The organism is Micromonospora sp. NPDC048930, from assembly GCF_043197935.1.
Lineage (GTDB): Bacteria > Actinomycetota > Actinomycetes > Mycobacteriales > Micromonosporaceae > Micromonospora.
This window is the reverse complement of the sequence record NZ_JBICUB010000007.1, coordinates 286,398-298,494: the sequence shown is the minus strand read 5'-3', so window position 1 is coordinate 298,494 and position 12,097 is coordinate 286,398. Positions and strand designations below refer to the sequence as shown.

The following is a 12,097-nucleotide window of genomic DNA, read 5'->3' as shown; positions in this document are numbered from 1 at the left end:
TCAGGAGACGGTCACGGCCGTGTCGTCGATGACGAAGGACGTCTGCAGGGAGACGTCCTCGGTGCCGGTGAACCTCAGGGTGACGGTCTGGCCGGCGTAGGCGGCCAGGGAGAAGGACCGCTGGGTGTAGCCGGCGGCCTTGTTCAGGTTGGAGTAGGTGGCCAGCGTCGCCAGCACCGTGCCGGAGGAGTTGAGCACCTGCACGGTGAGCTTGTCGTACTGGACGCTCGTGGTGCTCTCGGAGCTGTCAATGTGCAGCCAGAAGGTGAAGTTGTAGGAGGTGCAGCCGCTGGGCAGGCTCACCGCCTGGGACAGGGTGTCGGTGTGGGTGGTGCCATAGCCGTCCAGCCAGGCGTTCCAGGTGCCGGAGCGCGGCGGCTGGCCCGACGAGCCGTACTGGCCGATGACGCCCGAGGTGGACGCCCAGACGGTGTTACCCGACTCGAAGCCGGGGTTGCCCAGCTTCTGCCCGGCCCCGGTGCAGCCACCCGAGCCCGTGACGGTCAGCGAGTAGCTCGCGGTCTTCGTGCCCGACGCCGCCGTACCGCTGACGGTGACCGCGTACGTGCCGGGCGGGGTGCCGGCCGAGGTGGTGATGGTGAGCGTGGAGGAGCCGCCGGAGGTCACCGTGGCCGGGTTGAACGAGGCGCTCGCGCCGCTCGGCAGGCCGCTCGCGGAGAGGCTGACCGACTGGGCCGAACCGCTGGTGGTGGCCGTGTTGACGGTGGCCGTCACCGAGCCGCCCGGGGCGGTGGAGCCGGAGGTCGGCGACACCGAGACGGAGAAGTCGTTGGTCGGCGGCGGGGTGCTGCCGTTGACGACGTAGAGCAGCCGGTTCGGCGTGCCGGTGCCCACGTTGGTCACCACGTTCGGGGTGGCGTTGTTGACCAGGTAGTCCCGCACCTGCTGCGGGCTCCACGACGGGTTCGACGCGAGCACGAGCGCCGCGACGCCGGCCACGTGCGGCGACGCCATCGAGGTGCCGCTGATCGTGTTCGTCGCGCTGTTGCTCGTGTACCAGGCGGAGGTGATGTTGACGCCCGGCGCCAGGATGTCGACGCAGGTCCCGTAGTTGGAGAAGCTCGCGGCGGCGTCGTTGTTCTGCGTGGCGCCGACGGTGATCGCCGACCCGACCCGGGCCGGCGAGTAGTTGCAGGCGTTCTGCCGGTTGCCGAAGATGTCGCCGTTGCCCGCCGCCACCGCGTAGGTGACGCCGGAGTTGATGGAGTTGGTCACCGCGTTGTCGATCGCGGTGTCGGCGGAGCCGCCGAGGCTCATGTTCGCCACGGCCGGCTTGACCGCGTTCGCGGTGACCCAGTCGATGCCGGACACCACCTGGGCGGTGGTGCCGCTGCCCTGGCAGTTCAGCACCCGGACGCCGACGAGCTGGACGCCCTTGGCCACCCCGTACGACGAGCCGCCCACGGTGCCCGAGACGTGCGTGCCGTGGCCGTTGCAGTCGTCGGCTGAGCCGCCGTCCACCGCGTCGAAGCCGGAGACCGCCCGGCCGCCGAAGTCGTTGTGCCCGAACAGGATGCCGGTGTCGATGACGTAGGCGTGCACGTTGCTCGCCGTGTTCGGGTAGGTGTACGAGTTGTCCAGCGGCAGGTTCCGTTGGTCGATCCGGTCCAGGCCCCAGGACGGCGGGTTCGTCTGGGTGCCGGCGATGGTGATGGTGTGGTTCTGTTCCACGTAGGACACCGCGGGGTCGGCGGCGATCCGGGCCGCGGCCTGTGCCTTCACCCGGACCTCGAAGCCCCGCAGGGCCGCACTCCAGGTACGGGCCACCGTGCCGCCGTGCCGGGCGGTGAGCCGGGCAGCGGTGTCGTCGACCTGGGTGGGGGCGACCGTGGCGTCCTTCAGCACGACCAGGTAGCTGTCGGCCACCGCGGTGGCCCCGCCGGCGTGAAGGATCACGCCGGTGGGTTCCGCGGCCGACGCGGGCGACGCGGCCGCGAGCATGGTCAGGGCGGCCACTCCGACGAGTACGGACCTGTGTGGGAGACCCATCTCCCTACCTCCTCCCGACCGGCACAGGACCGTCCGCCCGGTGAGGCGCAGGCGAATCGACGCTGACCGATCAAGGAGAGGCTAGGTCCACGGCCTGAGCACTGTGAAGATGCCGGATGTGCCATAACGCCGACGGGATGCCCCCTACGGGAGGGCGTACGGGACGAACCGGGGTCACGCCCCGGATTCGGTGCACGTCGAACTGGGCAAGGCTGGGCACATGGACGGCCATCTCATCGTTCTGCTCCCCGTCGCCGCCGTCTGGGCGGCCGCCGGCATCGTGGCGGACGGACTGCCCCGGCTGGACCGCGCCCGTGCACTGCGCCGGCGTACCGGATGGTTGTCCGGCCTGACCCTCACGGGCTTGGTGCTGACCGCGGCCGTCCTGTTCGTGGGCCTGCAGAGTGCCGGCACGACGCCGATCGACCGGGCCGCCTCCGGCCTGCTGCTCGCGGCGGGCCCGGCGCTGGTCGTCGCGGTCTGCTCGGTCCGGCGGATCCGGCGGCTGTGGGCCGGCGCGGGCGCCTTCGCCGCCGCCCCCGACACCCCGGCCCCGCACGGCCTGCGGGCGGCCGCGGCCCACCCGCTGGTCGGGCTGCCGCTCCAACTGACCGCGCTCGCGGTGCTGCCATCCCTGGTCTCGGCGGCCGGCGTGGACCTGTTCGCCGGTCCTGCCGTGACCGGCCCCGCCATCACCGTCGGCGCGCTCGGCGCCATGGTGATCGGCGTACGCCACGCGCTGCGGCACAACCGGCTCGCCGAGCGGGCCATGCCACCGGCCTTCGTTCGGTCCGGAGCGCCACCTCGCGGCGCGGAGGCCGAACCTGGCCGCCCGGCCTTCATTCGGTCCGGAGCGCCGCCTACCGGCGCGGAGGCCGAATTGTGGCCGCAAGCCACCCGGTCACCGGGAGCGGCCAGTCCCCTGCACGTATAGCAGTTCGAGGATCGCCCGGGTCGCCTCGAACCAGCGGTCCAGCCAGCCGGGCGGCGGGACGCTGCCCTTGGGCGGCAACTCCATCAGCAGGCCGCGCAGCAGCGGGTGGTCCACCAGGGACTCGGACTGCTCCAGCGGCCAGCCGCTCGGCGGGAACGACGGTTCGGTGAGCGGGTTCGGGTCCAGCGAGGGCAGGGAGAGCGGCGGGGACGCCTGCTCCGGGGCGGCCGCGTCCCGGCCACCGATCTCGGTGTCGGCGGAGACCTCGGTGAGGACGGTGTCCCGGCGCGCCCCGCGGTACTTGCCGCCGAACCGTTCCGGCTTGCCCGGGCCGTTGGTGAGATTCTCTGAACCGATCGTCGTCATCCGTCTCGCCTGCCTCGTTCGGTTGCCGATCTGTGCGGTTCAACGAGGCGGGGCGGAACTGGCGACGGGTGGCCGGACCGGCCGGCCGCGGAAAACGAAATGGTCCCGCCCGGCCACGCTGCCGGGCGGGACCAGCTCTCGGTCCGGGGAGCGTCGGATCAGTCCCGGACGAACACACCGTGCCTGGCGCCGCCGACGAAGGCGCGCCAGTCACCCGGGGCGAAGATCAGGGCAGGGCCCGTCTTGTCCTTTGAATCCCGAACGCCGACCGCCCCGGTCACATACGCGACCTCCACGCAGTTGTCACAGTTCGGCCCACTCTTCGAGCTCTTGAACCACGTCGCCTGCGTCAGGTCCACGGGGAACTCCTTGGTCGCCATTTCCACAACGGCTCCTCTGCCAGTTTTGCGATGTGTGCTATGGATTCCTCCGGGCGTATGGCCGCCGCTCGAATGTGATCGAAGATGAAGCTGTACTTCTGCAGTTCGTCGCTCTTCTCGAGGAAGAGCCCACCCGTGGCGTTCTCCGCGTACACGACATCGGGATCACTCGGTTCGGGGAAGCTGAGAATGGTGAAGGTGCCGTCCATGCCGGCGTGCGCTCCCACCTCGAAGGGCAGGACCTGCAACGTCACGTTCGGCAGTTGGGCCACCTCCACCAGCCGTTCGAGCTGGCCACGCATCACCGCGTCGCCGCCGACCGGCCGGCTCAGCACCGCCTCATCGAGCACCACCCACAGATCGACCGGATCGTCCTGCGTCAACAACGACTGACGGCCCAGACGGACACGCACCCGTTGTTCCACCTGTTCGGCGCTGAAGTCCGGCCGAGCGGCCCGGATCATCGCCCCCGCGTACTCCTCGGTCTCCAACAGGCCGGGCACGACCTGCTGTTCGTACGCCCGGATCGAACTGGCCGCCGCCTCCAGCCCCACGTACGCCCCGACCAGCACCGTGCTGTACGGATGCCACCAGCCCTTCTGCCGGGCCTCGCGGGCGATCTGCACCAGCTCGTCGCTCTCCGCGCCCACCACCCCGTAGATGCGGAGCATGTCCCGCACGTCGCGGGGGGTGGCCGTGGTGTGGCCGGTCTCGATCCGCGAGATCTTGGAGGCCGAGCACTCCAACTGCTCGGCGACCACCTCGATGGTGATGCCGGCCGCCTCCCGCTGACGGCGCAGTTCCGCGCCGAGCCGGCGACGCCGGATGGTGGGGCTGCGCCGTTCGCTCACCACGAGGCGGCTCCGCGAGTCGCTGGACGGGAACGCTGGCTCCTCGCGCTGCTGAGCTTGCTGGTCCGCTCGCTCCGCTCGCTCACCCGGCTACCTCCGGTCGATCGCGCCCGGTTCGACACCCGCCAGGGCGCGGCCGTCGTACGGCGGGCGATCGTTCGCGGCAGGGGGTGGTGCCGGTCCTCGACCGGCCGCGTCGGGCGAAACCGGCGTCCAGTGTGCCGCCCCGGGACCTGAGGCTTCAAGCGTCCCGTTCACGTGTCCTGCTCGCGTATCGGCAAAAGTCGACGTGCAACTTGCATGAAGCACGTCACTGATGCAGTCTGTCGGTATGGCACGGGTTACTCACCGTCTTCGCATGATCTCCCGGCGTGGTAGTCCCACGGGCCGTGGGACGGCAGGAGGGGAGCCGTCCCGCGCCGTGAGACCTGCCCCGGGGTGAAGACCCCGCCGCTGTACGCCAGTTTGGCTGCGGCGGCGGGAGCGGTAACCGGGAGCAGCCGGGTGATGGTCGGGTGGCACCCCGCCACCGCGGGGCCACTCGACCACCACCGACACACCTGATCAGCCGGTCCACGAGGCACGACCCCGTCACCGGGCCGACCTTTCCCCCGATCAGTCCTCCGCCGGCTCGCCCGCCGGCCGACCCATCCCAGGAGCCCATGTGCTTCCCCGCTCTGGTGACGTACTGCACGTGACTCGCGCGGCGAGTGTCCAGTTCTTCCGACCGATCATGTTCCGGGTGATCCGGGTACTCGACTGGCCGACCTACGACGGTTGGCTCTGGCTCGACGGCTACGAGTTGAACGCGGCGGGGGACGCGGTCAACCGGCGGTCGATCTTCGTACAGCAGGACGGGCTGCGGCAGCATCAGGCCGCGCCGGCACCACGTCAGCACACCGTCCGGACCAGCCGCCGTCCGGTCGTCCGCACCCCGGTCCGGGTCGGCTGACCCCACGAATTACCCGGTCGGGGGGCGTGCCGCCGCCATAGAATCGGTACGCCCACCCCGGCGAAGTCTCCACCCCGTGCGTCCCTGACCCTGAACCTGGGATGGTCATGGTCAATCTGCCCGCAGCACGGCGGCACCACCGGTCCCCAATCACCTACGCCCTCGGGCTCCTGGCGCTCCTCGGCACCGCGACCGCGCTCGCGCTCCTGGTACGCCATCCCGCCTTCTCCTCCACCGAGCAGTTGAGCGAACCCGTGCCCGCTCCGGAGATCACCGTGGTCGGGGAGGGCACCGACCCGCCGGCCACGCCGACGGACGAACGCGGCTGGGCCGGGGCGCCGGAGGACGACAGGCTCGGGGCATCATCCAGCCCGGACGAGGCGGGCGCCGGCGCCGGGCAGGGCGCGCTGGCCGACCCGGAGGGCGTCGGCGGCACCGAGGACGTGACGAGGTCGCTGTTCTACTCGGGGCTGCTCGGCCTCGCCATCTCGCTGGCCGGGTTGGGCCTGGTCGGCACGAGACGTCGGCAGTGGTGACGGTCAGGGCGTGGCGGTGGCCGTCGGGCCGGCGGTCGCCGTGCCGGCACCGGTCGTCGGCGCCACAGGTTCGGCCACCACGAGGGTGACCTGGTCCCCGTCCCCGATCGGCTCGCCGGCCGCCGGGTCGGTCTCGAGCACCGTGCCGGCCGGGCGGTCGGACTCCCGGGTCTCCACCCGGTAGTCCACGCCGAGCCGGTCGAGGATCGCCCGGGCGGCGGACTGGGGCAGCCCCACCAGGGGCGGCATGGCAACTCCGGCACTGGTCGGGCTGGCTGGCGTGGTCGGCGGGGAGGTGCTTGGCGCCGTGGTGGTCGGTGCGGCGCTGGTCCGCGGGGCGGTGGTCGGCACGGCGGTGAACGACGGCGCGGGCCCCGGGTTCCGCTCGGCGGCGCGGAGCGCCAGCCACACCCCCAGGCCGATCAGGGCGATCAGCAGCAGGGCGAGGATTCCCAGCAGGATCGGCATCCACCAGCGCCGGCCCGCCTGCTCCTCGGCGTACCACTCGGCGCCGGGCTCCTGGTAGGCGGCCGGTCGTGTCGGCACCCCGGCCCGCCCCGACCAGGCCGGCGGGGTGGGCGGCAGCGGAGCGGTGGCGCCACCGGGCTCCCGGCGAGTGCTGGCCTCGCCCTGGCCGGCACCGGGCATCGTCCGGGTCTCGTCCTCCCGGTCCGACCCACCCGTCGCCGGCATCGCCCGGGTGGCGTCGGCGTCCGGGCGGCCCGCCGGGGGCATCGCCCGGGTGGCGTCGGCGCCACCGGTCGGCGGACGGTCCGGCGGCAGTGCCCGGGTGGCGTCCGGGTCACCGCCGGGCGGCATGGCCCGGGTGGCGTCCGGGTCGCTGTCCCCGCCCGTCGGACGCTCGGGGGGCAGCGCCCGGGTCGCGTCGGCGTCCCCGGCGGGTGGCTCCTGGCGGTCGTCGCTCATCGCACGTCCTTTCCCCGCCGGGGTCGGGCGGCCTGGCCCTCGGTCGTCCACGGTATCGGCCCGGGCAACCATCGGCGCGGATCAGCGCGGTGAGCCGCCTGTCACGCAGTCGGCGACGGGGTTTCCACCGGCCCCGCCGATGGCGCGGCGCCGCAGGTGAGGGCGACCGGGTCGTTCCAGTGCGCCGGCGCGCCCGCGACCGGATCCTGGGCGGTGACCTCGCCCTTCCGGCCGGCGCGGTAGCGCGGATAGAGGCCCGCCTCGACCAGGTCGTCCGCGGCGTCGCCGCAGTCCAGCGCGGCCAGATCCGGTACGGAGACGGCCGGCGCGGACCCGGCGACCCAGAGGGTGACGGTGACGCCGCGCCGCACCGGCGTACCCGGCTCCGGGGAGGTGCGCAGGACCGACCGGTCGGAGCCGGTGCCGAAGACCAGCCGCCAGCCGAGCTTCCGGTCGCGCAACTGCTGGCGGGCGTCCTCGAAGTCGATGCCCACCAGTTCCGGGACGGTCAACCCGGCCGCGGTGGTGGTCCGCGTACCGGTGGGGCGCTCCGACGGCGTGCTGGGGGGCGCGGCGGTCGAGACCTCCGCAACGGGGGCCGGCGGCGTGCTGGCGGTCGACACCGGACGCTCCGGTTCCCCGGCGAGCATCCAGCCGCCGCTCGCCCCGATCACCGCGAGCAGCACCACGGCCAGGCCACCGCCGAGGAGCAGCCTCGTCCGGTCCGGCCCCTGCTCGTCGCGTACCCCGGCCTGCTGGTCCGGGTGCCCGTCGTCCGTCAATGCGTCCACCGCCTCAGTCACCGGCGACCGTATCCGCCGCCACCAACCAGTCGTCGGCCCGCAGCAGGCGTCCCGCCGAGGCTCGCCGCGCCGACCCTGGGACGCTACGCTCCCCGGCATGGCCAGACTGGGCTGGGGAGGATCGGTCGCCACCGCGCTCGGCGTCGCCGCCGGAACGGGAGCGGCACAGTTGGGCTTCGGCTACGGCCTGGGCATCATCAACTGGGCGTCGGCGGGCGGCACCCGGGTCGAGGCGGCCTGGGCGGCGAGCCTGGCCTGGGCCACCTGGATCTCGGCCACCTCGGTGGTCGCCGGCGCCGTCTGCGCCCACCGGCTCCGCGCCGACGACGACGAGCCCGGGCGTACGCTGCGGAATCTCGCCCTGGCGGTGGCGGCCGGAGTGGGTGCGCTGATCACCGTGCTGCTGGTCGCCGTGCCGGCCCGCGCCGCCCGGGTGCCGGACACCTCCTCCCCACAGACCGTCGCCGCCGGGTACGCCGCCGTCGGGCTGCTCGCCGGGGTGCTGCTGGCGATCTGGGCGCTGCACTCCGGGGCGGCGGCCGGCAATCTCGTCGCCACCAGCGGCTGGCTCTGGCTGCTCGCCGTGGTGTCGGTGGTGGACGGGGTGCTCTCCGGCCGGGGCCTGACCACCGCACAGCTGGGCATCTGGCAGATCAGCGCGGACAGCGACCACTTCTGGATCCGCGACTACTTCTACTGGCCCGGGGCCCTGCTCGCGCTGGGCTCCGCCCTGGTGATCGGCGTCCTGGCCGCCCGGCGTACCGCCCGGCTGCCGGAGCGGCGGGTCGGGGCGGCGGCCTCCGGTGCGGCCGGCCCGGTCCTCGTCGCGCTGGCCTACCTGCTGGCGGTGCCGAGGCTCGCCGCGATCGCTCCCGAGCAGATGTCCGCCCACCTGATCGCCCCGTACGCGGTGATCGCCGGGTTCGGCGGCTCGATGCTGGTGGCCGCGCTGGCCCAGCGGGCCGAGTTGCAGGCCGCCGTGCGGGCCACGGTGGCCCTGCCCCACCAGCGCACCGACGAGCCGGCCGACCTGCCCGGCCCGGATGCCGACCAGCCGGCCGCCGTGGCACCGGTGGACGAGGTGCCCGCGGTGGGGAAGCCGGCCCGAGCGATCCCGCCCCAGCGAACGCCGTCGGACCCGCCGGTCCTCGCCGGCACCCCCGGAGACGACGTCACGGCGGACGCACCCGACGCCGCTTCGGAGAGCGACGCGACGCCGCCGACCACCGGGGCCAGGGCGCGCCGCCGTAGCCGCTGACCACCGGCGACGGCTCGCGCCGCGCCGTTCCGCACACTGCGACAGGAAAGTAGTGGTCTCCCGGCGCACTGGAGGCGACTACTTCGAGGATCGAGCGCGACCTTGCGGGGGCGGCACGGGCGGTGGGCGCAACAGGTCAGTCGACCGGCCAGGTGTGCACGGGCTCGTTGCTGCGCTGGAGTTCGGCGTAGCGCTGGACCATGTGGTGCAGCGCGGCCTCCCGGTCCATGCCGCGGTGCCGCTCGGCCGCCCAGACCGTCTCGGTCTGCCAGACCGCCCCGTTACGGCCGGTACGGCAGCGCTGCTCGATGACGCCGAGCAGGCGGTCCCGCTCGGCCGGGGCGACACCGAACCGGTCGAGGCCCTGCGCGGCCTTCGGCAGCAGGACGTCGAGCACCAGCTTGGTCACCGGCACCTCGCCGAGCCGGGGCCAGTGCAGCACCGCGTCCATCCCCCGCCGGGCGGCGGCGTGGAAGTTCTCCTCGGCGGAGCTGAAGGTGAGCTGGCTCCAGATGGGCCGGTCCGCCTCGGCGAGACCGCGGGCGAGCCCGAAGTAGAAGGCCGCGTTGGCGAGCATGTCCACCACGGTCGGCCCGGCCGGTAGCACCCGGTTCTCCACCCGTAGGTGGGGACGGCCGTTCATGATGTCGTAGACCGGCCGGTTCCAGCGGTAGACGGTGCCGTTGTGCAGCCGCAGCTCGGCGAGCTCGGGCACCCCGCCGGCGTGCAGCACCGCCACCGGGTCCTCGTCCTCGACGATCGGAAGCAGCGGCGGAAAGTAGCGGACGTTCTCCTCGAAGAGGTCGAAGATCGAGGTGATCCAGCGCTCCCCGAACCACACCCGGGGCCGTACGCCCTGGGCCTTCAGCTCGTCGGGACGGGTGTCGGTGGCCTGCTCGAACAGGGCGATCCGGGTCTCCGCCCAGAGTTGGCGGCCGTAGAGGAACGGCGAGTTGGCCCCGATGGCCACCTGCACCCCGGCGATGGCCTGGGAGGCGTTCCAGTAGTCGGCGAAGCTGTCCGGCGCGACCTGGAGGTGGAACTGGAGGCTGGTGCAGGCCGACTCCGGAGCGATCGAGTCGGTGGCCGTACGGAGCCGCTCGACGCCCCGGATGTCCAGCTCGAAGGCCTCGCCCCGGGCGCCGACGATCTGGTCGTTGAGCGCCCGGTAGCGCTCGTCGGTGGAGAGGTTGTCCGCGACGAGGTGGCGCTCGGTGAGGGTGGGCAGGATACCGACCATGACAATCTTGGCGTCGGACTTGGCGGCGCGCTCGTCGGCCCGCGCCAGGCTGCCGCGCAGGTCCTGCTCGTAGTCGGAGAAGCCGGTGCCCTCGATGAGCCGGGGCGAGGCGTTCAGCTCCAGGTTGAACTGCCCCAGTTCGGTCTGGAAGAGCGGGTCGGCGATGTCGGCGAGGATCTGGTCGTTGCGCATGGCCGGCTCGGCCGCCGAGTCGACCAGGTTCAGCTCGATCTCCAGGCCGGTCATCGGGCGGTCGGCGTCGAAGCCGAAGTCGTCCAGCATCAGCGCGAAGACGTCCAGGCACCGCCGGACCTTCTGCCGGTACCGGACCCGGTCCTCCCGGGAGAAGGCGCCCTGCTCGACGTCTCTGCCCATCTGTCCTCCCGGCGCGAGGCGCAACGGAACCGTACCGTTCCGGAACGCATTGTGAACCATTCACGTTAAGTGCGCCCCACCCCGCGGGCCAGAGGGGCCGGGCGCAGGTCTGCACTCCTACCCAGCCGGCCCAGGTCACACCACAGGTGACCCGCGAACAAGCCGTGACAATTCGCACCCGAATACGCCGAACGGGCCCGGGCCGTCGGGTGACGGCACGGGCCCGTGTGACGTACGGGGAGATCAGGCCTGGCGGACGGCCTCGCCCTCGATCTCGATCTTGATCTTCTTGCCGACCAGGACGCCGCCGGTCTCCAGGGCGACGTTCCAGGTGAGGCCGAAGTCCTCACGGTCGATCTCGGTGCTCGCCGAGAAGCCGAAGATGTCCTGGCCGAACGGGCTGCGGCCGACGCCCTCGAACTCGACCTCCAGCTCCACCGGGCGGGTGACGTCCTTGATCGTCAGGTCGCCGGAGAGGATGAACTGGTTGCCGTTGCGGGACTTCACGCCGGTGCTACGGAACTCCAGCGTCGGGAACTTCTCCACGTCCAGGAAGTCCCCGCTGCGCAGGTGCGCGTCGCGGTCGGCCATCGCGGTGTGGATGCTGGCCGCCTGGATGGTGGCCGTCACCGAGGACTCCATGGGGTCCTCCGCCACGGTGATGGTGGCGGCCGCCTCGGCGAACTCACCGCGTACCTTGCTGACCATCATGTGCCGGGCCACGAACCCGACGCGCTTGTGAGCCGCGTCCAGCAGGTAGGTGCCGGCGGTCGGGATGGTGAGGCCCTCCCAGTCGCGGGTAACGGCTTCGGTGCTGCTGGTCATGGTGCTGTCCTCCAGGGGAGATTGTTTAGTAGGCCAACGGCTGCCTCAGCAACTATAGGCATAGCAATATTCCCTGTGTCAAGGACTGCTAGGATGGTGACGTGGACCAAAACGTGTTCGACGACCCCCGGATCACCGCCGTCGGCCTGCTCTTCGAGGCGTCCGCCGGGCTGTCGGCCCGGTTCGCCGCCCAGTTCGAGGAGCACGGCCTCTCCCCGGTCGAGTTCGAGGTGCTGACCCGACTCGCCCGCTCACCCGGCAACCAGCTGCGGATGACCGACCTCGCCGCCCAGACCTCCCTCTCCACCAGCGGGGTGACCCGGGTGGTGGACCGGATGGAACGGGACGGCCTGCTCCGCCGCCGGGCCTGCCCCTCCGACCGACGCAGCTCGTACGCGGTGGTCACCGCCGCCGGCCTGGCCCGGCTGGACGAGACCCTGCCCGGGCATCTGCAGATCATCGAGCAGTGGTTCACCGGTCAACTCGATCCGGCCGCCCTGGACTCCCTCCTCGACGGCCTGCGCCGGGTCCGCGACGCGGTCCACCCGGGCGCGACCGCCGGCAGCACCGAGCCGGCCCCGACCGCCGCCGGCTGCTGATCCGACCGGCAGCCCGGGTGCCGTACCCATCGGTGACCGGC

Annotated in this window: 13 protein-coding genes; 5 read left to right on the top strand and 8 right to left on the bottom strand. The window is 72.5% G+C overall.

Translation table 11 applies throughout. The annotated features are described in order from the left end of the window. Positions 1 to 2,010 carry a S8 family serine peptidase gene (locus ACGFI9_RS20530; protein WP_393179879.1) on the bottom strand — a complete coding sequence of 670 codons (2,010 nt, stop codon included), beginning with the start codon at positions 2,008 to 2,010 and terminating at the stop codon, positions 1 to 3. A 220-nt stretch (positions 2,011 to 2,230) separates the two neighbouring features. Here ACGFI9_RS20530 and ACGFI9_RS20525 point away from each other — a divergent pair, with 220 nt between their 5' ends. Continuing rightward, the gene (locus ACGFI9_RS20525) at positions 2,231 to 2,944 is read left to right on the top strand and encodes a hypothetical protein (RefSeq protein WP_393179877.1); all 714 of its coding nucleotides are present in this window, start codon (positions 2,231 to 2,233) and stop codon (positions 2,942 to 2,944) included. Here the strand turns inward: ACGFI9_RS20525 and ACGFI9_RS20520 are convergent. From ACGFI9_RS20520 to ACGFI9_RS20510, 3 genes are all read right to left on the bottom strand, one after another. Further along, on the bottom strand, positions 2,912 to 3,310 hold the full coding sequence (locus ACGFI9_RS20520) for a hypothetical protein (protein ID WP_393179875.1): 399 nt from the start codon (positions 3,308 to 3,310) through the stop codon (positions 2,912 to 2,914). The two genes, ACGFI9_RS20525 and ACGFI9_RS20520, sit on opposite strands and share 33 nt — an antisense overlap. A 158-nt stretch (positions 3,311 to 3,468) precedes the next feature. Continuing rightward, a complete protein-coding gene (locus tag ACGFI9_RS20515) occupies positions 3,469 to 3,690 on the bottom strand; it encodes a DUF397 domain-containing protein (protein WP_393179873.1) in 222 nt (73 codons plus the stop codon). Continuing rightward, on the bottom strand, positions 3,660 to 4,541 hold the full coding sequence (locus ACGFI9_RS20510; RefSeq protein ID WP_393180154.1) for a helix-turn-helix domain-containing protein: 882 nt from the start codon (positions 4,539 to 4,541) through the stop codon (positions 3,660 to 3,662). Before ACGFI9_RS20510 ends, ACGFI9_RS20515 begins: the two co-directional genes overlap by 31 nt. 664 nt (positions 4,542 to 5,205) lie before the next feature. On the opposite strand from ACGFI9_RS20510, the gene ACGFI9_RS20505 reads away from it, so the two are divergent. Then, complete coding sequence (locus ACGFI9_RS20505) at positions 5,206 to 5,493, top strand: hypothetical protein (RefSeq protein ID WP_393179871.1); 288 nt, start codon at positions 5,206 to 5,208, stop codon at positions 5,491 to 5,493. Between the two features lie 101 nt (positions 5,494 to 5,594). Further along, positions 5,595 to 6,029, top strand: coding sequence for a hypothetical protein (locus tag ACGFI9_RS20500; RefSeq protein ID WP_393179870.1), 435 nt, complete (start codon positions 5,595 to 5,597; stop codon positions 6,027 to 6,029). Positions 6,030 to 6,032: 3 nt separating this feature from the next. On the opposite strand, the gene ACGFI9_RS20495 is transcribed toward ACGFI9_RS20500, so the two are convergent. Together ACGFI9_RS20495 and ACGFI9_RS20490 are read right to left on the bottom strand one after the other, a co-directional pair. Beyond that, on the bottom strand, positions 6,033 to 6,956 hold the full coding sequence (locus ACGFI9_RS20495; RefSeq protein ID WP_393179868.1) for a PASTA domain-containing protein: 924 nt from the start codon (positions 6,954 to 6,956) through the stop codon (positions 6,033 to 6,035). A 101-nt stretch (positions 6,957 to 7,057) separates the two neighbouring features. Next, complete coding sequence (locus ACGFI9_RS20490; protein WP_393179866.1) at positions 7,058 to 7,759, bottom strand: PASTA domain-containing protein; 702 nt, start codon at positions 7,757 to 7,759, stop codon at positions 7,058 to 7,060. A 97-nt stretch (positions 7,760 to 7,856) separates the two neighbouring features. Between ACGFI9_RS20490 and ACGFI9_RS20485 the strand changes: the two genes are divergently transcribed. Continuing rightward, positions 7,857 to 9,017, top strand: coding sequence for a hypothetical protein (locus ACGFI9_RS20485; RefSeq protein WP_393179864.1), 1,161 nt, complete (start codon positions 7,857 to 7,859; stop codon positions 9,015 to 9,017). A 136-nt stretch (positions 9,018 to 9,153) separates the two neighbouring features. Here ACGFI9_RS20485 and ACGFI9_RS20480 read toward each other — a convergent pair whose 3' ends face one another. Together ACGFI9_RS20480 and ACGFI9_RS20475 are read right to left on the bottom strand one after the other, a co-directional pair. Beyond that, complete coding sequence (locus tag ACGFI9_RS20480) at positions 9,154 to 10,632, bottom strand: glutamate--cysteine ligase (RefSeq protein WP_393179862.1); 1,479 nt, start codon at positions 10,630 to 10,632, stop codon at positions 9,154 to 9,156. Between the two features lie 243 nt (positions 10,633 to 10,875). Continuing rightward, positions 10,876 to 11,457 (bottom strand): YceI family protein, encoded by a 582-nt coding sequence (locus ACGFI9_RS20475; RefSeq protein ID WP_393179861.1) that lies wholly within the window; start codon positions 11,455 to 11,457, stop codon positions 10,876 to 10,878. Between the two features lie 101 nt (positions 11,458 to 11,558). On the opposite strand from ACGFI9_RS20475, the gene ACGFI9_RS20470 reads away from it, so the two are divergent. Beyond that, entirely contained in the window at positions 11,559 to 12,056 is a 498-nt protein-coding gene (locus tag ACGFI9_RS20470) for a MarR family winged helix-turn-helix transcriptional regulator (RefSeq protein WP_393179859.1), read from the top strand. The last annotated feature ends 41 nt before the right edge of the window (positions 12,057 to 12,097 follow it).